Genomic DNA, 21,367 nt, shown 5'->3' on the forward strand with positions numbered 1-21,367 from the left:
CAAAATCAAAGGTTTGCGTAATTGCTGCGGTTTGGTGACCGTTTCATTGGCGGTGTCAGGGTAACACCGCCTGTTATCACTACCGAACGACCTTACAGTTTAGGATCCTCGGCACCGCTGTACATTTCCGAATCCTTGTACAAATCATGCACATGACGCACCAGCACCATGATCACTGCAGCCACTGGCAGTGCGAGCAATACGCCGGTGAATCCGAACAATTCACCACCGGCCAGTATCGCGAAAATCACTGCTACCGGGTGCAGGCCGATGCGGTCGCCGACCAGCAAAGGCGTCAGCACCATCCCTTCCAGCGCCTGACCCACCATGAATACCGCAACGATGCCGATCATTGGATAGAGGTCGCCACCGAACTGGAACAGGCCGGCAATCAATGCCGCGCCGATGCCGATGACAAAGCCCATGTACGGCACGATTGCCGCGAGCCCGGCGATCAGTCCGATCAACAACCCAAGCTCCAGGCCAACAATCATCAAGCCCGCTGCGTAAATGATGCCCAGGGCCACCATCACCAGCAACTGCCCGCGTATGAACGCGCCCAGTACTTCATGACATTCGCCGGCCAATGTGACGATCCGCTCTTCCCGGTCGCGCGGCAGCAGGCTGCGGATCTTGGCCATCATGAGGTCCCAGTCCCGCAGCAGATAAAAGGCCACCACCGGGATCAGCACCAGGTTAGCCAGCCAGCCGATCAACGCCAGGCCCGAAGCCGTCGCCTGACTCAGCACCACACCCACAATGTCGGTGGTCTGCCCCATGTGTTCGCTGATGGCAGCCTTGAGCTTGTCGAACTTCCAGAAACCATCCGACAGACCAAACTTAGACTGGGCCCAAGGCAACGCGCTGTGCTGCAACCAGTCGAGCATCTGAGGCGCCAGCTCGTACAAACGGATTAACTGCTTGGCGAGCATCGGCACCAGCACCAGCAACAGCGCGGTAAAGATCAGCGTGATCAGCGCGAACACTGCCACCACCGACCATGTGCGGGACAAACCGGCCTTTTCCAGACGATCCACCAGCGGGTCGAACATGTAGGCCAGCAGCAGCGCCACCAGAAACGGCGTGAGAATCGGATGTAACAGCCACAGGAATGCGCAAAGCAGGACCAACCCACCGAGCCAAAACCAACGCCGCGTATCGGCCATGTAAAACTCCTGCTTTATATAAGGAAAGAAAATCTACCAACGGAAACGCAATTGCGGCATCACCACCGGGGCTGGCGCTGGGACAGGTGCGGTACTGCCGTCCACGGGCTGAACCGGTGCGACTGGCGCAGGTACTTCACCGGCAGGCACTTCCAGCAGTTTTGCCAGTGACAGTTGCGCTCGCAGCTGCTCGGCACTGCCATTGACCCGATAAAGAATTCGGTCGCCGTCAACACTTTGCAGGCGCCCACGAAACGGTTCGAGCAAGCGGCCCAGTGTGGCATAACGCTCAAGATTCATGCCCTGCACTTCCAGCAGTTGCTCGCCGCTGGCTCCCGGCTTGACCACAAAACGCGGCGCGAGGCGTTGATTGACGGCCAGCATGACCGCATCGGCCAGCGCAGCCTGATCCGCGCCCTCAACACTGCCCGCCTCCTTCTTGTCGCCGAGCCACAGTTGCCATTTCGCCTGCCACTGACCGCCCTCCTCGCGGGCATGCACCGCCAGCAAGGCGTCGGCATTGTAACGGTCTGATGCATCGCGCAACGGTGCAGGGTCGGCGCCTTCCAGATTTGGCGCAGTGGCCACCAACTGCTCACTCAGGTCGGCCAGCGGCAAACGCAGCGGCAAACCACGATGCTGAGCCGCCCGACGCAGCGGCGCGGCACTGGCCTGACCGTCGCCCACCAGGCTCGAGCCTTCGGTGGAATCATTCAACCACCAGCTCAGGATCGACGGCCGATTCGCGCCCCACAGCGACAAGCCGGCGCGACGCAAGGCTGCCTGGGTAGATGCCGGATCGAAGTCGACTTTCAGTACCTCCGGCGGCCCGGCTTCAAAACCGTATTGACTGATGATCTGCTGCGGATCTTTCTGAATCGCGGCCAGGCCCGGATTCTGTGCGGCCTTGGGATCGCCGGTCAGACGCGTTACCAGCGTTTCCAGCGCTCGCTGGGTTGCCTGGGTACGCTCTTCGGGCGCCTGACTGCTGACAGGCTCGCGCACTTGATAAAGGCCTTTAACGGTTTCTGCCTGACTGGCCAGGCTGATCAGGGACAAACATCCTGCAAACAACAATCCGGAAAAACGCATGGAAGATTCCTGACGACAAGGGCGGCTGGAACAGGCCGCGTGAAGACAATCGAGCAAGGCTGTGACCATCGCCCCGCGCAAAACATTCACACGTCCCGGGTAAGTTTTCGCACTGCCCTAACGATAGACGGTAATGGCGTCACCTTATACCGCCTTAAGCATTGCAAACCGCTCGCACCCTGAAGCTTTTTTTGAGCGGATATGTCCCTGCCGTCGGCGTGAGGATGGCCGCTGTCCCTCAAGCCTGATAAAATCGCGCGCCTTCGCAGACCGGCAATAGCCGGGCACCCTGAAATGCGCGCATGGCAGCTGCCTTCGTCTGTTTCGGCGGTCCCACTGGACCTGGTCGTTACCCCTGAATCCCCCCTAAAGGCCTGGATCATGAGCAAGCAACCCTCCCTGAGCTACAAGGACGCCGGTGTAGACATCGACGCCGGTGAAGCATTGGTCGAACGCATCAAGAGCGTCGCCAAGCGCACTGCGCGCCCGGAAGTCATGGGCGGCCTGGGCGGTTTCGGCGCCCTCTGCGAAATCCCGGCCGGCTACAAACAGCCTGTGCTGGTTTCCGGCACCGACGGCGTCGGCACCAAGCTGCGTCTGGCGCTGAACCTGAACAAGCACGACAGCATCGGCATCGACCTGGTTGCCATGTGCGTGAACGACCTGGTGGTTTGCGGCGCCGAGCCACTGTTCTTCCTCGATTACTACGCCACCGGCAAACTCAACGTTGAGACCGCGACCCAGGTCGTGACCGGCATCGGTGCTGGCTGCGAATTGTCCGGCTGCTCCCTGGTCGGCGGCGAAACCGCTGAAATGCCGGGCATGTACGAAGGCGAAGACTACGACCTGGCCGGCTTCTGCGTTGGCGTCGTGGAAAAATCCGAAATCATCGACGGCTCGAAAGTCGCTGCCGGCGATGCCCTGCTCGCCCTGCCGTCTTCCGGCCCGCACTCCAACGGTTACTCGCTGATCCGCAAGATCATCGAAGTGGCAGGCGCCGACATCGAAAACATCCAGCTCGACGGCAAGCCGCTGACCGACCTGCTGATGGCCCCCACCCGCATCTACGTGAAGCCGCTGCTCAAGCTGATCAAGGAAACCGGCGCGGTCAAGGCCATGGCACACATCACCGGTGGCGGCCTGCTCGACAACATCCCGCGTGTTCTGCCAAAAGGCGCACAAGCGGTGGTTGATGTCGCAAGCTGGACCCGCCCTGCCGTGTTCGACTGGCTGCAAGAGCAAGGCAATGTCGACGAAAACGAAATGCACCGTGTACTGAACTGCGGCGTCGGCATGGTTATCTGCGTGGCTCAGGAGCACGTTGAAACTGCGCTGAACGTACTGCGTGAAGCCGGCGAGCAGCCTTGGGTGATCGGCCAGATTTCCACTGCTGCCGAAGGCGCGGCTCAGGTCGAGCTGAAGAACCTTAAGGCTCACTGATGCCAGCAACTTGTGATGTCGTGGTGCTGTTGTCCGGCACCGGCAGTAACTTGCAGGCCTTGATCGACAGCACGCGGACCGGCAACAGCCCGGTTCGCATCGCTGCGGTGATTTCCAACCGCGCCGACGCTTACGGCCTGCAACGCGCCAGGGATGCGGGCATCGAAACCCGCTCCCTGGATCACAAAGCGTTTGAAGGCCGCGAGGCCTTCGATGCCGCGCTGATCGAACTGATTGACGCCTTCAACCCCAAACTCGTGGTCCTGGCCGGATTCATGCGCATTCTCAGCGCTGACTTCGTGCGCCATTACGCGGGCCGCCTGCTTAACATCCATCCCTCGCTGCTGCCCAAATACAAAGGGTTACACACCCACCAGCGTGCGCTGGAGACCGGTGACACTGAACATGGCTGCTCCGTGCACTTCGTCACCGAGGAACTCGATGGCGGACCACTGGTCGTACAGGCAGTAATACCGGTAGAGTTGCAGGATTCGCCGCAGAGTCTGGCGCAACGAGTCCACACCCAGGAACACCTGATCTACCCGATGGCTGTGCGCTGGTTTGCCGAGGGTCGTTTATCGCTCGGCGAGGATGGTGCTTTACTGGATGGCAAGTTACTTGCGCCCAGCGGCCACTTGATTCGAATCTAGGAGATATTATGCGTCGCGCCCTGCTCCTCGCTTGCGCCCTGCTCGCCCTGCCTTTTGCGCAGGCTGCAGACCTTCAACCTTTCTCCGCCAGCTACACCGCCGACTGGAAACAGCTGCCCATGAGCGGCACCGCCGAGCGCAGCCTGACCAAGGAAGCCAACGGTGTCTGGAAGCTCAGCTTCAAGGCGTCGATGATGATCGCCAGCCTCACCGAAGAAAGCACTCTGACCGTCGACAAGGACGCTCTGCTGCCTCAGTCCTATCACTTCGAGCGTGGCGGCCTGGGTAAAGCCAAGAAGGCTGACTTGGATTTCGACTGGACCAACAAGATGGTCACCGGTACCGATCGCGGCGACGCGGTCAAGATCCCGCTGAATCGCGGCATGGTCGACAAATCCACTTATCAGCTGGCTCTGCAACACGACGTGGCCGCTGGCAAGAAGAGCATGAGTTATCAGGTCGTCGATGATGGTGAAATCGACACTTATGACTTCCGTGTGCTGGGTTCGGAGAAAGTCGATACCAAGGCTGGCCAGATCGATGCGATCAAGGTTGAGCGAGTACGGGATCCGACTCAAAGCAAGCGCACTACCGTGCTGTGGTTTGCCAAGGATTGGGATTATCTGTTGGTTCGTTTGCAGCAGGTTGAGACGGATGGGAAGGAGTACAACATCATGCTGCTTGATGGGACTGTTAACGGGAAGGCTGTAAAAGGTAGCTGAGTGGCCGCTTCGCTGATGATGTCGCTGTGGGTGTTTGGTTCGGCCTGATCCTCGCAAATGTTCTTGGTCCACTGTAGGAGCAAGCTTGCTCGCGATAGCTGACATTTAGGCGCTTGAGATTTTCTTGGTGTATATATCCATTTTTGCCGTGACGGCTTGTATTTGTTTCGCTCTTACAGCGAGTCACTTGGAAAAGCCTGCGCGGCCCGACACCAAGTAACCAAGTGCTCTTGCCCCTGACGTCCGGTGGCTCGCTTAGGCTCGCCATGCCTTCGCTCCGGCCCTGCTCCGTGGGCCCGGCGCGATCGGCCATCCTTGGCCGTGCGCGCCTAACCCGGCATCCTTGCCGGGTTGCCCACTGCGCAGAACCTCCACTCAGCCTCCCGACGGTGCGCTAACAGCCACAGCCGCCGAGGCGGCCTGATAGCCGGCCTGACGGTTAGCCAGGCTGGGAACGATCATCAACAAAGGCCTTGAAAAGAGATGGCTGTATAAGCGGACCCGATATCAGCCATGACATAGCAGACGGAATAGGACCCCACTCCAACCGAAAACTCAGATCCGCCCCAACGCCCGCGCCAAATCCAACCTCAAATCCTCAACATCCTCAACCCCCACCGACATCCGCACCAGCCCATCACCAATCCCCAGCTGCGCCCGCGTTTCAGGCGGAATACTGGCGTGCGTCATGATTGCCGGATGTTCGATCAAACTCTCCACCCCACCCAAACTCTCCGCCAACGCGAAAATCTCCACGGCCTCAAGAAACCGCCGCGCACCGGCCAGATCGCTGTTCAGATCAATGGAAATCATCCCACCGAAACCGCGCATCTGCCGCCGCGCCAGCTCATGCTGCGGATGCGACGCCAACCCTGGGTAATAAACCCGCGACACTTGCGGCTGACGCTCCAGCCATTGCGCCAGCTCCAGCGCATTGCTGCAATGGCGCTCCATGCGCAGCGCCAGCGTCTTCACCCCGCGCAATGTCAAAAACGCATCAAAAGGCCCGGCAATCGCCCCGACCGAATTCTGCAAAAAACCCAACCGCTCGGCCAAATCGGCGTTCTGCCCGACCACCGCAATACCGCCAATTACATCGGAGTGACCGTTCAAATACTTAGTGGTCGAATGCACAACGATGTCAAAACCGAGCTCCAGCGGTCGCTGGATCCAAGGGCTGGCGAAGGTGTTGTCGGCCACGCAGATAATCCCGCGATCACGGCAAATGCGCGCGACGGCGGCGAGGTCGGTGAGGCTGAGCAAGGGATTGCTCGGCGTCTCGACCCAGACCATCCGCGTGTCCTCCTGCAGCGCCGCTTCGAAGGCAGACAAATCGGTCAGGTCGACAAAGCTGAAGCGATGCCCGGCGCTGTGCTTACGCACTTTGTCGAACAACCGAAAGGTGCCGCCATATAAATCATTGCCCGACACGACGTGCGCGCCGGCATCGAGCAGTTCCAGCACATTGGCAATCGCCGCCAGCCCGGACGCGAAGGCAAACGCCTGAGTGCCACCTTCCAGATCCGCCACGCATCGCTCCAGCGCAAAACGCGTCGGGTTATGCGAGCGCCCGTAGTCAAACCCCTTGTGCACACCGGGGCTTTGTTGCAGGTAGGTGGAGTTGGCGTAGATCGGCGGCATCAGCGCCCCGGTGGTCGGGTCCGGCACTTGCCCGGCGTGAATCACCCGGGTGGCAAATGCGCGCGGTGCGCCGGTTTCGTCGTGTTGACTCATGCCAGCGATCTCCTTAAGTGATTGAGCAGGTCGACCCGGGTAATCAAGCCATGAAAACCCGAAGAATCGGCAATGATCGCCACCAGGCCGCGGTCGAGTTCAGCCTGCAGCCGCGACAGGCTGGCGCCGGGCGGCAGGGTCTGGACCTTGTCGGTCATCGCGCTGGCGACGCTCATGCGAAAGTGCGAAGCGTCCTCCTGCATGCCGAGCAAAATGTCCGACTCGTCGATAACCCCGACCAGGCGCTGGCCGTTTTCCAGTACCGGCAGTTGCGAAACATCTGCCAGGCGCATGCGCTGGAAGGCCGTGAGCAACGTATCGTCCGGGCCGACACTGATCACCCTGCCGTCCTCGAAACGTCGCGCGATCAAATCGCGCAAATCACCGTAATGCTTGTACTGCAGCAGGCCTTGATCGTTCATCCACTGGTCGTTGTAGACCTTCGACAGGTAACGGGTGCCGGTGTCGCAGACAAAACTCACCACCCGCTTCGGTTCGGTTTGTTCGCGGCAATAGCGCAACGCCGCCGCCAGCAAGGTACCGGTCGACGAACCGCCGAGAATGCCTTCGGCGCGCAGCAGCTGACGGGCGTGATCGAAGCTTTCTTCATCGCTGATCGAATAGGCGTGGCGCACGCTGGACAGGTCGGCAATCGAGGGGATGAAGTCTTCGCCAATGCCTTCAACCGCCCACGACCCGGGTTTACCGACGGTGCCGCTGCGGCTGTATTCGGCCATCACCGAACCGACCGGATCAGCCAGGACCATTTCCAGATCTGGCTGCACACGGCTGAAAAAACGGGTGAGCCCGGTCAACGTGCCCGCCGACCCCACGCCGACGACGATGGCATCCACGTCGTGTTGAGTTTGCGCCCAGATCTCCGGCGCAGTGCTGCATTCATGAGCCAGCGGGTTGGCCGGGTTGTTGAATTGATCGGCGAAAAACGAGTCGGGAATATCTTCCGCCAGGCGCGCCGCCACATCCTGGTAATACTCGGGATGGCCCTTGCCGACATCGGATCGGGTGATATGAACCTCGGCACCCATGGCTTTCAAGTGCAGGATTTTTTCAGTCGACATTTTATCCGGCACCACCAGCACCACCCGGTAACCCTTGGCGCGGCCGACCAGCGCCAGGCCAAGACCGGTGTTGCCGGCCGTCGCTTCGACGATGGTGCCGCCGGGCCGCAGGCGACCGTCGCGTTCGGCGGCATCAATCATCGCCAGCCCGATGCGATCCTTGATCGATCCACCGGGGTTCTGTGATTCGAGTTTGAGAAACAGCGTACACGGACCGGTGTCAAAACGATTGACCCGAACCAGTGGCGTGCTGCCGATCAGTTCGAGCACTGCGGGGCGTAAATCATTCGGCATGGCGTCACCTCGCTGCGGAGAATCCGCACTGGATGGACTGAACCCAACGACCCGCCATCCAGTACGTGTCGCCGGCAATACCTCGTTTGGACCATAGGCCCGGATGCCGTCACCCGCAACCGTCGCGCGCCATTCAGTGGATCAACGGGCCGTGTCAGCGCACCGTGCGCGGCAGGACCGCAAGGAAATTATCCCGCGCGACTTTTCGCGCGACTTCCTCAGGCAAAGCATCAAGAAACGGTTTGAAGCTGTGCAGTTCCTGACCGAGCTTGTTGAATCGTCCTACTACGTCCGAGCCGAGCATGAAGCGCTCAGGGAAACGCTCTACCAGGCTCAGCCACTCTTTGCGTGGCGTGCCCTGCTCGTCCAGCAGGTAAGGCGTGAGCATGCTCCAAGACAGGTCGATAAACAGATTGGGATAGGCTTCGAGCATGCGGGTCAGCGTTGGCAAGAGAAAATCCAGCTGAGTCTGATGCCGGTGGATTTCCGCACTGGTGCCGGCGTGCGCCCAGATAAACCGGGTGTGCGGATGATTGCGCAGCGGCTCTTCGATTTCTGCCAGGTACAGCGGATTGCGCTCACGCTTGGAGGTGATGTTGGAGTGCACCATCACCGGCAAATCGTTCTCGGCGGCGAGGTGGTAGATCCGCGTCATCGCTTCGTTATTCGCCCGTGGCGTGTCGCCGGACGTCAGGGCGGTCAAGTCGTCGTGGCGGGTGAACACTTCGCCGATGCCCTGCCATAGCCCGGGATTGAGATCGAGCATGCGCTGGATGTGCGCGGCGGAGTTTTTGTCGTTGGGATTGAAGCCGGACAAAAACGGGTGAAAATACGGGCGTTGTTCGGGCGTCAGTTTGTTCACTGCAGCGGCGACAATCACGTCCGTCGCACTGTACCAATAGGCATCGGCGTCATCACCGGCGTAATAACGCGGGCGCTTGGGTTCATCTTCGTGCCATTTCTTCGCCACCGGAATGCCGGAAATCATTACATGCTCGATGCGATTTTCCTTCATCGCCGTGAGTAATTTCGGCATGCCGGCGCTTTCCTGGAAAAAATCCACATAATGCAGGTGCGCATCGCTGTAGGCGTATTCGCGGGCGCTGGCATTCGCGCAGCAAAAAGCCAACAGGCAGGCAACACTGGAGCGAATCAGGGGCACGGGCGATCTCCGAAAGTCAGGAACAGCGTAGACCCCGCCGCCCCATTGAGGGTTCACCGATACAAACCCTTGGAACGCGGTTGCGTGAGAATGCTCTATAACTTCAGGGCGCCCAGCCACCGCGCGCGCTCAACATCGATCGTTTTCCTACATCCTGCGAGGTTTCACATGACTGTCACCGTCAACACCGTAACCGCCGAAGGTCTTCGTCACAGCGTGCAGATCGATGAGCACGAACTGTTTACCGACGCCCCTACCACCGCAGGCGGTGAGGGCTCGGCACCGGAGCCGCACGATTATTTCGATGCCGCACTGGGCGCCTGCAAAGCGCTGACCCTGAAGATGTACGCCAAGAAGAAGGACATCCCGCTGACCGGCGTCACCGTCGAAGTCAAACGTGATAACAGCGAAGAACAGAAAGGCAAATACGCCCTGCACGTCAAGCTGACTTTGAAAGGTGTGCTCACCGATGCTCAGCGCGATGAATTGCACCGCGTGGCCGACCGCTGCCCTATCCACAAGCTGATGACCACTACCGACGTCAGCATTGAAACTCATTTGTCCGAGGGCGCCTTCAGCCAATAGCGGCAACGTCCGGGCCGGCGGGTTATGCTTCATGCGTCACCCGCACAGCCTGGAATGCACCATGAACACTCCGCTCGTGATTCGCCCCCGCGCCGAAGATGTCGAAGGTCAACCGATTCTTCGCCCCTTGCCATCAGCCAAGTGCCGCAGCGTCGGGCCCTTCGTGTTTTTTGACCATATGCTCGAGACTGATTACCCGGCCGGTAAAGGCATGAACATCCGCCAGCATCCGCACATCGGGCTGTCCACCCTCACCTACCTGTTTCAGGGGCAGATCCAGCACAAAGACAGCCTCGGTTCCGATCAAGTCGTGGACGCCGGCGATGTCAGCTGGATGACGGCCGGCAGCGCGATTGCCCATGTTGAGCGCACACCGCAAGTACTGCTGGAAAGCGGCTTCAGGATGCATGGCTTGCAAGTCTGGCTCGCGTCCCCCCGAGAGCATGAACAGGGTCCGGGGCACTACAGCCATCATCCGGCGGCAACCTTGCCGGTCAGCGATAACCTGGGCGTGCGAATTCGCATGATAGCCGGCTCAGGCTTTTGTCTGGAATCGCCGGTCCCGGTGCTTTCTCCTACGCTGTATGCCGAATTGCACCTGCAGACGGCGACGACATTGCTGATCCCGACCGAACATGAAGAACGCGCGCTGTATGTGCTGAGCGGTGCAGCGCAGCTGGAAGACGAGCTGATCGAGCCGCACGCCTTGGTGGTGTTGCCTGCCGGGGAAGAGCTGACCTTGTTCGCTGAAAGCGACTGCCACGCCGTGCTGTTTGGCGGGGCTGCGCTGGACGGACCACGACGGATCAACTGGAATTTCGTCGCCAGTGACCCGACTGCGATTGATGAAGCGCGGCGCCGCTGGGCCGCCGGCGACTGGCCGACAGTGCCGGGGGAGATAGAGCGCATCGAATTGCCGTAGTTGTGTACTGAGCTTAAAGACGCCTTCGCGAGCAGGCTCGCTCCCACAAGGATTGGTGGCGGATGCGCAGTCGGTAGATGACACAGAAACCCTGTGGGAGCGAGCCTGCTCGCGAAGAGGCCTGAAGAACAGTGTCTGCGCAACAACCCGTTAGGGATCAGGGTCGAGGAGTCAAAAAAAACCCGCCGAAGCGGGTTTTTTCTTACCTGCCGATTAGACCGACAGTTCAACCAGCAGCTTGTTGAGACGGCGCACATAAGCGGCCGGATCTTTCAAGCTGTCGCCGGCGGCCAGCGCCGCCTGATCGAACAGGATGTGCGAGAGGTCGCCGAAGCGCTCTTCACTCTGCTCGTTGTCGAGTTTCTCGATCAGCGGGTGAGCCGGGTTGAATTCGAAGATCGGCTTCGATTCCGGGACCTTCTGCCCGCTGGCTTCGAGGATCTGGCGCATTTGCATCCCCAGGTCCTGTTCGCCAATGGCCAGAATCGCCGGGGAATCGGTCAAACGATGCGAAACCCGCACTTCAGCGACAGAATCGCCCAGTGCAGTTTTCAGACGATCAACCAGACCTTCCTTGGACTTGGCGACTTCTTCCGCGGCCTTCTTGTCCTCTTCCGAGTCCAGGTTGCCGAGATCCAGGTCACCACGCGCCACGTCAACGAAGCTCTTGCCGTCGAACTCGCTGAGGTAGCTCATCAGCCACTCGTCGATACGATCGGTCAGCAGCAGCACTTCGATGCCTTTCTTGCGGAAGACTTCCAGGTGCGGGCTGTTTTTGACCTGCGCGTAGGTTTCGCCGGTGAGGTAGTAAATCTTGTCCTGACCTTCCTTGGCACGCGCCAGGTAATCGGCCAGACCCACCACTTGCTCACCTTCGTCGCCGGTGGTCGATGCGAAACGCAGCAGACCGGCAATTTTTTCCTTGTTGGCGAAGTCTTCAGCCGGGCCTTCTTTCATGACCTGGCCGAAGTTCTTCCAGAAGCTCTTGTACTGCTCAGGCTCGTTCTTCGCCAGTTTTTCCAGCATGTCGAGAACGCGCTTGGTCAGCGCCGACTTCATGGAATCGATGATCGGGTCTTTCTGCAGGATTTCCCGCGACACGTTCAGCGACAGGTCGTTGGAATCCACCACACCTTTGATGAAACGCAGGTACAGCGGCAGGAACGACTCGGCCTGATCCATGACAAAGACGCGCTGCACATACAGCTTCAGGCCTTTCGGCGCTTCGCGCTGGTACAGATCGAACGGAGCGCGGGCCGGCACATACAGCAGCGAGGAATATTCCAGCTTGCCTTCGACCTTGTTATGGCTCCAGCTCAGCGGGTTCTCGAAGTCGTGGGCGACGTGCTTGTAGAACTCCTGATATTCCTCGTCCTTCACTTCAGTACGAGGACGGGTCCACAACGCGCTGGCGCGGTTGACGGTTTCCCATTCGGCGGCAGGTTGCTCTTCACCTTCAGCAGCGGCGACTTCTTTCGGCAGCTCGATCGGCAGCGCGATGTGGTCGGAGTACTTTTTGATGATATTGCGCAGGCGCCAGCCATCGGCGAACTCGTCTTCGCCGGATTTCAGGTGCAGAACAATGCGAGTACCACGATCGGCTTTCTCGACAGTGGCAATTTCGAACTCGCCTTCGCCTTTTGAGGACCAGTGCACGCCTTCGCTCGCGGCTTGGCCGGCACGACGGCTGAACACGTCAACCTTGTCGGCAACGATGAATGCGGAATAGAAACCGACACCAAACTGACCGATCAGGTGCGAATCCTTTTTCTGATCGCCGGAGAGGTTTTTCATGAAATCGGCAGTGCCCGATTTGGCAATGGTGCCCAAATGGGTGACCGCGTCTTCGCGGCTCATGCCGATGCCGTTGTCTTCGAGGGTGACGGTGTTGGCGTCCTTGTCGAAGCTCACACGGATTTTCAGCTCGGCGCCACCTTCCAGCAACTCCGGCTTGGAAAGTGCTTCAAAACGTAATTTGTCGACAGCGTCAGAGGCGTTCGAGATCAATTCGCGAAGGAAAATTTCCTTGTTGGAATACAGCGAATGGATCATGAGGTGCAGCAGTTGCTTCACCTCGGTCTGGAAGCCCAGGGTTTCCTTTTGAGTTTCCACACTCATGGTCATCAAACTCCAATCAGATGGCAGTGGCCGCGACCTTCAGGGTCGGCGGCGGGTTGTCATCAAAGTTGGGGGCTGAGATCAGGATTTCAAGGGCTCTTCGATTTTGAAATGTGCGCGGGCGGTAGCAATGGGCTCCGATTCGACGCTTTGCCAGGCTGTCACCGCCACGTTAGCCACGCGCCGCCCCTGGCGACAGACCTGACAGCGGGCCCAGGTGTCGCGAAATTGCCCGGCACGCAAATAGTCCAATGAGAAGTCGATGATTTTCGGCACGCCCGGCGAACCGGTGGAAATCAGCAAATGCAGGGCGGCGGACAATTCCATGAAACCGGCGATAACACCACCATGGATCGCCGGCAGAATAGGATTACCAATGTTGTCCTTGTTGGCTGGCAGCCGAAACAGCAGCTCGTCGCCGACCCGCGAGCATTCGATGCCGATCAGCCCGGCGTAGGGAATCATCTGCAGCAGCGGTGCGTAGTCGCCCAGCGCGTGGGCCTGTTGCAATTGCTCCTTGAACGTATCGGTCATTGCGCGCTCCCGGCGATGGCGCCGCCAAAACCTTTAGTGCCCTTGATGGCTTTGCCCATGCGCATAAATGTACCCACTACATGTGCGATGGGTTGCTCCGGGTCGTCCTGGTAGGCGAAACCGCGAGCGAAGATCACGTCGGTCGTGACCCGGTAGCACTGGGCGAATCCGTACACATCTTTATGGGGTTCGGCGGCGTGCATGTAATCGATGCGCAGATCGAGGGTCGGACAGACTTCGAATTCTGCCAGCACGCACAGGGTCGACATGCCGCACGCCGTGTCCATCAACGACGTCAATGCCCCCCCATGAATCACTCCGGTGCGCGGGTTGCCGACAATTTTTTCGCTGTATGGAAGGATCACAGTCAGTCCTTCATTGCTGGCGCTGTGTACACGCAGCCCAAGCACCTGACAGTGCCGCAACGCCGACAGGAACCGTGTCGCACGCTCAAAAACGGGGTTCTCAGACATATGATAAACATTCTCGTTAGAGCCGATAATAAGCAACATGCCAAGCGGCAGAAGTTCCACTGAAAAACAATCTTATATATCTGAACAAATTGAGGAACTTAACCGGAAGGGCCATGCTCGAAAGGCCAGTAGATATTTTCCATAAGGAGATCCACCCCATGCGTAAGACTTTTGCTATTGCCTTGATGTTGACCGCTTCCCTCGGTCTCGCTGCCTGCGATAAAAAATCCGAGGACAAAGCTCAAGATGCCAACGAACATGCTGAGCAGGCTCAGCAGGATATGAACAAAGCACAGGATAAAGTGAACGACGCTGCGAAAGAAAACGCTGAAGCTGCCAAAGCTCAGGCCGAATCGAACGAAGCGGCAGCAAAAGAGGAAGCACCTAAAAACTGATTCAGTTTTTAGCGTGATAAAGAAAACCCGCCAAGTGCGGGTTTTCTTTTGTCTGCATTTTTGAAGTAGGGCTTAGAGCAAAACAGTTCTAAAAGTCGGACTAATCATCAACAACAGCGAACACACTAGTCCGACCACCCACACTAGACTGCGCTGCCAGGCCAGATCTGCCCAATAGCACAGCAGGTAGATTATTCGCGCTAGCACAAACATGATCGCCAGCGTATCAATCAACCACCCCGCCGTTTGCGTGGTATGCGCCATCAAGACCCCCGCTGCAAACAGGATAAATGCCTCGATACTGTTTTGATGCGCCGCCAACGCGCGTGCACCGAAGCCAGTCAGTTGCGCCTGTTGTTGGCGTGGCAGGTGATTGTTGTAGCCGCCCTGCTCTTTCATCGCCTTCGCCACCGGCATGCGGGCTACATAGATAAGCAATGCACTAACAAACACACACCAGAACGGAATACTCATCAAACAGCCTCTTTGTTTGCATCAGGCAAAGGTGCCTCTGTAGGTGTATACACCATCACGTCGAGCACAGCGGAGTGAAACTCGCGGCGGTACAGCACCATTACGACGCCAGCACTCATCAGCATGAACAGCCACGGGCTGACGAACCAGGCCAGCATGGTCATGCCGAAGTAATAAGCACGCAGGCCGAAGTTGAACTGGTTGGCCGCCATGGAGATGACGCGCGCCGCACGGGCGGCGAAGGCTTTACGCTCCTGCTCGGACACATGGCGCTCCCCCACCATGGGCGCCGAGCCGATCAGGATCGCCGCGAAGTTGTACTGACGCATGCACCAGCTGAAGGTGAAGAACGCATAGACGAACACCATCGCCAGGCACAACAGCTTGATTTCAGACATACCCCGGGACGCCTGCTGCACCATGGGGATGTCTGCCAGCAACGACACCGCACGTTCGGACGCGCCCAGCACGGTCAGAATACCGGCCAGAATGATCAACGTGCTGGAGGCGAAGAACGAGGCATTGCGTTCGAGGTTGCCGATAACGCTGGCATCAGCGATGCGGTTGTCGCGCAGCAGCATGCGGCGCATCCAGTCCTCCCGATACAGGTGCAGGACACTGGCCAGGCACGCCGTATCGCTGCCCTTCCACGTTGCATAACGGGTATACCCACCCCAGCAAATGACGAACCAGACGGCGGCGAGAATGTGGATCAGGTTGGCTTGGATGAACGACATGCGGGTCCTTTTGATGTAAATACGCAGTACATATTACCTGTAGGAGTGAGCCTGCTCGCGACAGCGGCCGAACATTCACCCTCTGTGTTGACTGTAATACCGCTATCGCGAGCAGGGCTCACTCCTACAAGGTTCAGGCGGTGGTTCGACGTTAGCTCAAGGGAAAGACACTGCATCAAGCGCAAAAAAAATGCCCCGTATCGATTGATACGGGGCATTTCGTTTTTTTGCTGAGAGCAGCTCAAGCCCGCTTGTGACGGGCCTTGAACCGGCTTAAGCCAAGGCTTCTTCGCGCTTGCCCAGCAGACGATCGCAGATCACCGCCACTACCAGCGTCATGACCGACGGCACCAGCCAGGCCAGGCCTTGCTCGCTCAGCGGCAGGTGGGTGAGTTGCGTCGACATCCAGTCCGCCAGACCTGCGCCCTTAAGCGCATCGATCAGGCCGAAGATGAACGACACCAGCATCACCGGACCGACGATACGGGTCTGCTCATTCCAGAAATCCTTGCAAAAGCTCAGGGCCACCAGCGCGATGCACGGCGGATAGATCGCCGTCAGCACCGGGATCGAGAACGCAATCAGATTGGTCAGGCCGAGGTTGGACACCAGCAGGGAGAACGCCGCAAGGATGATGACCAAGGTCTTGTAGGAAAGTGGCAGCACACGGCTGAAGTACTCGGCGCACGCACAGGTCAGACCGACCGCCGTCACCAGACACGCCAGGGAGATCAGCACAGCAAGGAAACCGCTGCCCAAAGAGCCAAAGGTGTGCTGCACGTAGGCGTGCAATACCGCCGCGCCGTTGGTCGCACCGGCAGCCACTTCATGGCTGCCCGAGCCAAGACGGAACAGGCTGACATACACCAGCGCCAGACCGACACCGGCGATCAGCCCGGCGATGATCGCGTAACGGGTGATCAGCGCCGGAGACTCGACACCGCGCGAACGAATGGCATTGACGATGACGATGCCGAACACCAGTGCGCCGAGGGTATCCATGGTCAGGTAACCATTGATGAAGCCTTGGGAAAACGGTGCTGCGACATATTCCGGCGTCGCTACGCCGATATCACCGGCAGGCAACGCGAACGCCGCAATGCCGAGCATCGCCAGGGCGATAATCTTCAGCGGCGCGAGGAAACGTCCTACGGTATCCAGCAACCGACCTGGATACAGCGAAATGAAGAACACCAGCAGGAAGTACACGGCGCTATAAAGGAACAGCGCCAAAGGGCTTTCGCCGGTCAGTGGCGCCAGACCGACTTCGAATGACACGGTCGCCGTGCGCGGTGTAGCGAACAGCGGGCCTACCGCGAGGTAGCAAGCGGCCGCGAGGATGCCGCCGGCCACCTTGCCGATCGGGCTGCTCAAGGCATCCATTGCGCCGCCGACTTTCGCCAACGCCACCACAGTGATCACCGGCAGACCGACCGCTGTGATCAGGAAGCCTAACGCTGCCATCCAGACATGAGGCCCGGACTGCAAACCGACAATAGGCGGGAAGATGATGTTGCCAGCCCCGACGAACAGGGCAAACGTCATAAAACCAAGCGCCAGGATGTCCTGACCTTTCAACACTTTCATTGGGGAAATACCACACTACTGAATCGGAATTTAGAGAGGGATTTCCCTTATGGGTGAGGGAAATGCTGTCGAACCGCATAGGCCCGACCCTTTAGCGCGAAGCTTCCTTGTGGGACGCGGACGCAAAAATGGCGGCTAGCCTAACGAATTTGCACGACAAACGCACTGTTGCAGGGCGAACATTCCGATCTGCGACATTTCTGTGTCGCATTTACGTATCTTATTTGCTGACGTAGAACCCCGTGGCGAGGGGATTTAGCGGAACGCCGCACCGCCCCGTTGGGTCGCGAAGCGGCCCCAAAACCTGCATTCGAGGTGTATGAGATGCACCGCATACAATGGTTTTACGACTGCTGCGCAGTCGAGCGGGGATAAATCCCCTCGCCACCGGGGCAATGCACAAACCTCAGAAACAACAAAGGCCACCCGAAGGTGGCCTTTGTCTGGTGAAGCGTCAGCTAAGCGCGAGGCTTACTTGACGGCCCAACCGGTCAGCTCGGACAAAGCCTTGCCGATATCTGCCAGCGAACGCACGGTTTTCACGCCTGCGTCTTCCAGGGCAGCAAACTTCTCGTCTGCTGTGCCCTTGCCGCCAGAGATGATTGCGCCAGCATGGCCCATGCGCTTGCCCGCAGGGGCAGTCACACCAGCGATGTAGGAAACAACCGGCTTGGTCACGTGTGCCTTGATGTAAGCAGCCGCTTCTTCTTCAGCCGAACCGCCGATCTCACCGATCATTACGATCGCTTCGGTCTTCGGGTCTTCCTGGAACAGCTTCAGGATGTCGATGAAGTTCGAACCCGGGATCGGGTCACCACCGATGCCGACGCAAGTCGACTGACCGAAACCAGCGTCAGTCGTCTGCTTGACAGCTTCGTAGGTCAGGGTGCCGGAACGGGAAACGATACCGACCTTGCCTGGCAAGTGAATGTGACCTGGCATGATGCCGATCTTGCATTCGCCTGGAGTGATCACGCCTGGGCAGTTAGGACCGATCAGGACTACGCCCAGCTCGTCGCACTTGACCTTGGCATCCAGCATATCCAGGGTAGGAATGCCTTCGGTGATGCAAACGATCAGCTTGATGCCGGCGAAAGCAGCTTCCAGGATCGAATCTTTGCAGAAAGGAGCCGGAACGTAGATCACGCTGGCGGTAGCGCCAGTTTGAGCAACAGCGTCTTTCACGGTGTTGAACACTGGCAGACCCAGGTGCTCGGTGCCGCCCTTGCCCGGAGTTACACCACCAACCATCTTGGTGCCGTACTCGATGGCTTGCTGGGTGTGGAAACTACCTTGCGAACCGGTAATACCCTGGCAGATAACTTTGGTGTCTTTATTGATCAGGACGCTCATTATTTGCCCTCCGCAGCTTTAACGACTTGTTGAGCAGCGTCGGTCAGGCTGGTTGCAGCGATGATGTTCAAACCGCTTTCTGCCAGTACTTTAGCGCCCAGCTCAGCGTTGTTGCCTTCAAGGCGAACAACAACCGGGATTTTCACGCCGACTTCTTTCACTGCACCGATGATGCCTTCGGCAATCATGTCGCAACGAACGATGCCGCCGAAGATGTTGACCAGTACTGCAGCGACGTTAGTGTCGGACAGGATGATCTTGAACGCTTCGGTAACGCGTTCTTTGGTAGCACCGCCGCCCACGTCGAGGAAGTTGGCTGGTTTGCCGCCATGCAGGTTGACGATGTCCATGGTACCCATGGCCAGGCCCGCACCGTTGACCATGCAACCGATGTTGCCTTCCAGTGCCACGTAGTTCAGTTCGAACTTGGCAGCGTGCGCTTCGCGCGGATCGTCTTGCGACGGATCGTGGAAAGTCTTCAGCTTAGGCTGACGGTACATGGCGTTGGCGTCGATGTTGATCTTGGCGTCGAGGCAGTGGAGATCGCCGTCAGCCTTGATCACCAGCGGGTTCACTTCCAGCAGAGCCAGGTCATGATCCTTGAACAGTTTGGCCAGGCCTACGAAGATCTTGGCGAACTGGGCAACCTGCTTGCCTTCCAGACCTAACTGGAATGCCAGCTCGCGACCCTGGAATGGCTGAGCGCCAACCAGTGGATCGATAGTGGCCTTGAGAATTTTCTCAGGAGTATCGTGAGCGATTTTCTCGATGTCCACGCCACCTTCGGTGGAAGCCATGAACACGATGCGACGGCTCGAACGGTCAACGACAGCGCCCAGGTACAGCTCTTTAGCGATATCAGTGCACGATTCAACCAGGATCTTGGTGACTGGCTGACCATTGGCGTCAGTCTGGTAAGTCACCAGACGCTTGCCCAGCCACTGCTGTGCGAATGCTTTGGCGTCTTCTCTGCTGCGAACCAGCTTAACGCCGCCCGCTTTACCGCGACCACCGGCGTGAACCTGGGCTTTGACAACCCACTCGCTGCCGCCGATCTTGTCGCACGCTTCTGCTGCTGCTTCCGGAGTGTCTACTGCGTAACCGGTCGAAACTGGCAGGCCGTATTCAGCGAACAGCTGCTTACCCTGATACTCGTGAAGATTCATGCTTATTACCGTCTTCGTTAGGTACTGCGCATTCGGTGCTGCACTTGTTCAAGTGCCGCACCACCTGTGACTGCTGCTTGCGTAGCTGAGCTACGCAAGACTGCGTCCAGCGGACATTCCGCGGTGAGTCTTGCTCGCAAGGCTCACGACGGGCAGACACCGCCGTGGTTTCTTATTGTCTGTTAACGCTTCTTGCGGTTGGCAATGTGGATGGCGCCGCCATTCACAGCCAGAGCGGCTTCGTGCAAGGCTTCAGACAGGGTCGGATGGGAGAAAACCATCATGCCCAGGTCTTCAGCGCTGGTGCCGAATTCCATACCGATCGCGCCCTGCTGAACCAGTTCCGCAGCGCTCGGGCCAATCACGTGGACGCCCAATACGCGGTCAGTCTTGGCATCTGCGATGACCTTGACGAAACCACCGGTATCGTTGGCTGCCATGGCACGGCCGGAAGCGGCGAACGGGAAGGTGCCGACGTTAACTTCAACGCCTTCGGCTTTCAAGGCCTGCTCGGTTTTGCCAACCCACGCGATTTCCGGGTGAGTATAAATAACCGAAGGGATCAAGTCATAGTTCATCTGGGCTTTGTGACCCTTGATGCGCTCGACAACCATGATGCCTTCTTCCGAAGCTTTGTGAGCCAGCATCATGCCGCGAACCACGTCACCGATAGCGAAAACGCCCGGGACGGTGGTGGCGCAGTGATCGTCAACGTGCACGAAACCGCGCTCGTCGAGGGTGACGCCACTGTCGGCAGCCAGCAGATCAGTGGTCACCGGACGGCGACCAACGGCTACGATCAGCTTGTCGAAAGTAATGGTCTGTTCGCCGTTGGCATCGGTGTAGTTCACAACGACTTCGTCGCCGTTCACTTTCGAGCCAGTCACGCGAGCGCCCAGTTTGATGTCCAGACCCTGTTTGGTCAGAGTTTTCAGCGCTTCCTTGGAAACAGCGGTGTCCGCCGCCATCAGGAAAGTCTCCAGCGCTTCCAGGACAACCACTTCCGAACCCAGACGCGACCATACGGAACCCAGTTCCAGACCGATCACGCCAGCGCCGATGACGCCCAGACGCTTGGGTACGGTCTGGAATTCCAGTGCGCCAGTCGAATCGACGATGACATTCTGGTCGACCGGAGCCGGTGGAATGTCGATCGGACGCGAACCTGGAGCCAGGATTACGTTCTCGGCTTCGATGATTTCTACTGTACCGTCAGGTTTGGTGACTTCGACTTTCTTGCCAGCCAGCAATTTGCCGTGGCCCTGAATCGAAGTAACGCCGTTCGCCTTGAACAGGGTGGCAACGCCGCCGGTCAGGTTCTTGACGATGCCAGCTTTGCGGCCAACCATCGCAGCGACGTCCATTTTGACTTCGCCGGTCGAGATACCGTGAACGTTGAAGCTTTCTTTCGCTTCCTTGTATTTCCAGGAGCTGTCCAGCAGCGCCTTGGAAGGAATGCAGCCAACGTTCAGGCAAGTGCCGCCCAGCGCCAGTTTGTCTTCCTTGTCGGTGTACTTCTCGATGCAGGCCGTCGACAGGCCCAGCTGGGCTGCTTTAATGGCAGCCACATAGCCGCCAGGGCCAGCGCCGATCACTACTACGTCAAATTTCTGCGACATTCAAAAATCCTCTTTTGGCAACAAGCTTGAAGCCACAAGCCTCAAGCCAGGCAGCAATTGCTCGC

Annotated in this window: 20 protein-coding genes; 6 read left to right on the plus strand and 14 right to left on the minus strand. The window is 58.5% G+C overall.

Annotated elements, in window-relative coordinates; translation table 11 throughout:
• Nucleotides 1–92 precede the first annotated feature (92 nt).
• Nucleotides 93–1,166, minus strand: coding sequence for an AI-2E family transporter (locus tag DU29_RS0110615; RefSeq protein WP_028621675.1), 1,074 nt, complete (start codon nucleotides 1,164–1,166; stop codon nucleotides 93–95).
• Nucleotides 1,167–1,199: 33 nt separating this feature from the next.
• Entirely contained in the window at nucleotides 1,200–2,258 is a 1,059-nt protein-coding gene (locus DU29_RS0110620; protein WP_028621676.1) for a DUF2066 domain-containing protein, read from the minus strand.
• 381 nt (nucleotides 2,259–2,639) lie between these two features.
• On the opposite strand from DU29_RS0110620, the gene purM reads away from it, so the two are divergent.
• The 3 genes from purM to DU29_RS0110635 are packed head-to-tail and all read left to right on the plus strand — an operon-like array spanning nucleotide 2,640 to nucleotide 5,070.
• Nucleotides 2,640–3,698: a phosphoribosylformylglycinamidine cyclo-ligase gene (gene purM / locus DU29_RS0110625; RefSeq protein WP_028621677.1), complete on the plus strand. Its 1,059-nt coding sequence runs from the start codon at nucleotides 2,640–2,642 to the stop codon at nucleotides 3,696–3,698.
• Entirely contained in the window at nucleotides 3,698–4,348 is a 651-nt protein-coding gene (gene purN, locus DU29_RS0110630) for a phosphoribosylglycinamide formyltransferase (RefSeq protein ID WP_028621678.1), read from the plus strand. The genes purM and purN overlap by 1 nt, the downstream gene beginning before the upstream one ends.
• 8 nt (nucleotides 4,349–4,356) lie before the next feature.
• Nucleotides 4,357–5,070: a DUF3108 domain-containing protein gene (locus DU29_RS0110635; RefSeq protein WP_028621679.1), complete on the plus strand. Its 714-nt coding sequence runs from the start codon at nucleotides 4,357–4,359 to the stop codon at nucleotides 5,068–5,070.
• A gap of 555 nt (nucleotides 5,071–5,625) precedes the next feature.
• On the opposite strand, the gene DU29_RS0110640 is transcribed toward DU29_RS0110635, so the two are convergent.
• From DU29_RS0110640 to DU29_RS0110650, 3 genes are all read right to left on the minus strand, one after another.
• Nucleotides 5,626–6,804 carry a cystathionine gamma-synthase gene (locus tag DU29_RS0110640; RefSeq protein ID WP_028621680.1) on the minus strand — a complete coding sequence of 393 codons (1,179 nt, stop codon included), beginning with the start codon at nucleotides 6,802–6,804 and terminating at the stop codon, nucleotides 5,626–5,628.
• Entirely contained in the window at nucleotides 6,801–8,177 is a 1,377-nt protein-coding gene (locus DU29_RS0110645) for a pyridoxal-phosphate dependent enzyme (RefSeq protein WP_028621681.1), read from the minus strand. Before DU29_RS0110645 ends, DU29_RS0110640 begins: the two co-directional genes overlap by 4 nt.
• Nucleotides 8,178–8,331: 154 nt before the next feature.
• Complete coding sequence (locus tag DU29_RS0110650; RefSeq protein ID WP_028621682.1) at nucleotides 8,332–9,339, minus strand: amidohydrolase family protein; 1,008 nt, start codon at nucleotides 9,337–9,339, stop codon at nucleotides 8,332–8,334.
• A 168-nt stretch (nucleotides 9,340–9,507) separates the two neighbouring features.
• Here DU29_RS0110650 and DU29_RS0110655 point away from each other — a divergent pair, with 168 nt between their 5' ends.
• Nucleotides 9,508–9,924 carry an OsmC family protein gene (locus tag DU29_RS0110655; RefSeq protein WP_028621683.1) on the plus strand — a complete coding sequence of 139 codons (417 nt, stop codon included), beginning with the start codon at nucleotides 9,508–9,510 and terminating at the stop codon, nucleotides 9,922–9,924.
• A gap of 61 nt (nucleotides 9,925–9,985) precedes the next feature.
• Nucleotides 9,986–10,846: a pirin family protein gene (locus DU29_RS0110660; protein WP_028621684.1), complete on the plus strand. Its 861-nt coding sequence runs from the start codon at nucleotides 9,986–9,988 to the stop codon at nucleotides 10,844–10,846.
• Between the two features lie 213 nt (nucleotides 10,847–11,059).
• On the opposite strand, the gene htpG is transcribed toward DU29_RS0110660, so the two are convergent.
• The 3 genes from htpG to DU29_RS0110675 all read right to left on the minus strand — a co-directional run bounded on the left by htpG (nucleotide 11,060) and on the right by DU29_RS0110675 (nucleotide 13,971).
• Nucleotides 11,060–12,964 carry a molecular chaperone HtpG gene (gene htpG, locus DU29_RS0110665; protein WP_028621685.1) on the minus strand — a complete coding sequence of 635 codons (1,905 nt, stop codon included), beginning with the start codon at nucleotides 12,962–12,964 and terminating at the stop codon, nucleotides 11,060–11,062.
• A gap of 81 nt (nucleotides 12,965–13,045) precedes the next feature.
• Nucleotides 13,046–13,498, minus strand: a complete 453-nt coding sequence (locus DU29_RS0110670) for a PaaI family thioesterase (RefSeq protein WP_028621686.1) — start codon at nucleotides 13,496–13,498, stop codon at nucleotides 13,046–13,048.
• Nucleotides 13,495–13,971, minus strand: coding sequence for a PaaI family thioesterase (locus tag DU29_RS0110675; RefSeq protein ID WP_028621687.1), 477 nt, complete (start codon nucleotides 13,969–13,971; stop codon nucleotides 13,495–13,497). The genes DU29_RS0110670 and DU29_RS0110675 overlap by 4 nt, the downstream gene beginning before the upstream one ends.
• A 158-nt stretch (nucleotides 13,972–14,129) precedes the next feature.
• On the opposite strand from DU29_RS0110675, the gene DU29_RS0110680 reads away from it, so the two are divergent.
• Nucleotides 14,130–14,366, plus strand: coding sequence for a hypothetical protein (locus tag DU29_RS0110680; RefSeq protein ID WP_028621688.1), 237 nt, complete (start codon nucleotides 14,130–14,132; stop codon nucleotides 14,364–14,366).
• Between the two features lie 72 nt (nucleotides 14,367–14,438).
• Here DU29_RS0110680 and DU29_RS0110685 read toward each other — a convergent pair whose 3' ends face one another.
• The 6 genes from DU29_RS0110685 to lpdA form a co-directional block, all read right to left on the minus strand.
• Nucleotides 14,439–14,840 carry an MAPEG family protein gene (locus DU29_RS0110685; RefSeq protein WP_028621689.1) on the minus strand — a complete coding sequence of 134 codons (402 nt, stop codon included), beginning with the start codon at nucleotides 14,838–14,840 and terminating at the stop codon, nucleotides 14,439–14,441.
• On the minus strand, nucleotides 14,840–15,577 hold the full coding sequence (locus DU29_RS0110690; RefSeq protein WP_028621690.1) for a DUF599 domain-containing protein: 738 nt from the start codon (nucleotides 15,575–15,577) through the stop codon (nucleotides 14,840–14,842). Before DU29_RS0110690 ends, DU29_RS0110685 begins: the two co-directional genes overlap by 1 nt.
• A 273-nt stretch (nucleotides 15,578–15,850) precedes the next feature.
• The gene (gene brnQ, locus DU29_RS0110695) at nucleotides 15,851–17,164 is read right to left on the minus strand and encodes a branched-chain amino acid transport system II carrier protein (RefSeq protein WP_028621691.1); all 1,314 of its coding nucleotides are present in this window, start codon (nucleotides 17,162–17,164) and stop codon (nucleotides 15,851–15,853) included.
• Nucleotides 17,165–17,635: 471 nt separating this feature from the next.
• Nucleotides 17,636–18,517 carry a succinate--CoA ligase subunit alpha gene (gene sucD, locus DU29_RS0110700; protein WP_028621692.1) on the minus strand — a complete coding sequence of 294 codons (882 nt, stop codon included), beginning with the start codon at nucleotides 18,515–18,517 and terminating at the stop codon, nucleotides 17,636–17,638.
• Nucleotides 18,517–19,683: an ADP-forming succinate--CoA ligase subunit beta gene (gene sucC, locus DU29_RS0110705; protein WP_028621693.1), complete on the minus strand. Its 1,167-nt coding sequence runs from the start codon at nucleotides 19,681–19,683 to the stop codon at nucleotides 18,517–18,519. The genes sucD and sucC overlap by 1 nt, the downstream gene beginning before the upstream one ends.
• Nucleotides 19,684–19,865: 182 nt before the next feature.
• Nucleotides 19,866–21,302, minus strand: coding sequence for a dihydrolipoyl dehydrogenase (gene lpdA, locus DU29_RS0110710; RefSeq protein WP_028621694.1), 1,437 nt, complete (start codon nucleotides 21,300–21,302; stop codon nucleotides 19,866–19,868).
• Between the last annotated feature and the right edge of the window lie 65 nt (nucleotides 21,303–21,367).

It is taken from the genome of Pseudomonas sp. Ant30-3 (genome assembly GCF_000690905.1).
Taxonomy (GTDB): domain Bacteria; phylum Pseudomonadota; class Gammaproteobacteria; order Pseudomonadales; family Pseudomonadaceae; genus Aquipseudomonas.

Bases quoted from the DNA above. Each gene is read 5' to 3' on its own strand.
- DU29_RS0110615 (WP_028621675.1), bottom strand. From the start codon at position 1,166: ATGGCCGATACGCGGCGTTGGTTTTGGCTCGGTGGGTTGGTCCTGCTT.
- DU29_RS0110620 (WP_028621676.1), bottom strand. From the start codon at position 2,258: ATGCGTTTTTCCGGATTGTTGTTTGCAGGATGTTTGTCCCTGATCAGC.
- purM (WP_028621677.1), top strand. From the start codon at position 2,640: ATGAGCAAGCAACCCTCCCTGAGCTACAAGGACGCCGGTGTAGACATC.
- purN (WP_028621678.1), top strand. From the start codon at position 3,698: ATGCCAGCAACTTGTGATGTCGTGGTGCTGTTGTCCGGCACCGGCAGT.
- DU29_RS0110635 (WP_028621679.1), top strand. From the start codon at position 4,357: ATGCGTCGCGCCCTGCTCCTCGCTTGCGCCCTGCTCGCCCTGCCTTTT.
- DU29_RS0110640 (WP_028621680.1), bottom strand. From the start codon at position 6,804: ATGAGTCAACACGACGAAACCGGCGCACCGCGCGCATTTGCCACCCGG.
- DU29_RS0110645 (WP_028621681.1), bottom strand. From the start codon at position 8,177: ATGCCGAATGATTTACGCCCCGCAGTGCTCGAACTGATCGGCAGCACG.
- DU29_RS0110655 (WP_028621683.1), top strand. From the start codon at position 9,508: ATGACTGTCACCGTCAACACCGTAACCGCCGAAGGTCTTCGTCACAGC.
- DU29_RS0110660 (WP_028621684.1), top strand. From the start codon at position 9,986: ATGAACACTCCGCTCGTGATTCGCCCCCGCGCCGAAGATGTCGAAGGT.
- htpG (WP_028621685.1), bottom strand. From the start codon at position 12,964: ATGAGTGTGGAAACTCAAAAGGAAACCCTGGGCTTCCAGACCGAGGTG.
- DU29_RS0110670 (WP_028621686.1), bottom strand. From the start codon at position 13,498: ATGACCGATACGTTCAAGGAGCAATTGCAACAGGCCCACGCGCTGGGC.
- DU29_RS0110675 (WP_028621687.1), bottom strand. From the start codon at position 13,971: ATGTCTGAGAACCCCGTTTTTGAGCGTGCGACACGGTTCCTGTCGGCG.
- DU29_RS0110680 (WP_028621688.1), top strand. From the start codon at position 14,130: ATGCGTAAGACTTTTGCTATTGCCTTGATGTTGACCGCTTCCCTCGGT.
- DU29_RS0110685 (WP_028621689.1), bottom strand. From the start codon at position 14,840: ATGAGTATTCCGTTCTGGTGTGTGTTTGTTAGTGCATTGCTTATCTAT.
- DU29_RS0110690 (WP_028621690.1), bottom strand. From the start codon at position 15,577: ATGTCGTTCATCCAAGCCAACCTGATCCACATTCTCGCCGCCGTCTGG.
- brnQ (WP_028621691.1), bottom strand. From the start codon at position 17,164: ATGAAAGTGTTGAAAGGTCAGGACATCCTGGCGCTTGGTTTTATGACG.
- sucD (WP_028621692.1), bottom strand. From the start codon at position 18,517: ATGAGCGTCCTGATCAATAAAGACACCAAAGTTATCTGCCAGGGTATT.
- sucC (WP_028621693.1), bottom strand. From the start codon at position 19,683: ATGAATCTTCACGAGTATCAGGGTAAGCAGCTGTTCGCTGAATACGGC.
- lpdA (WP_028621694.1), bottom strand. From the start codon at position 21,302: ATGTCGCAGAAATTTGACGTAGTAGTGATCGGCGCTGGCCCTGGCGGC.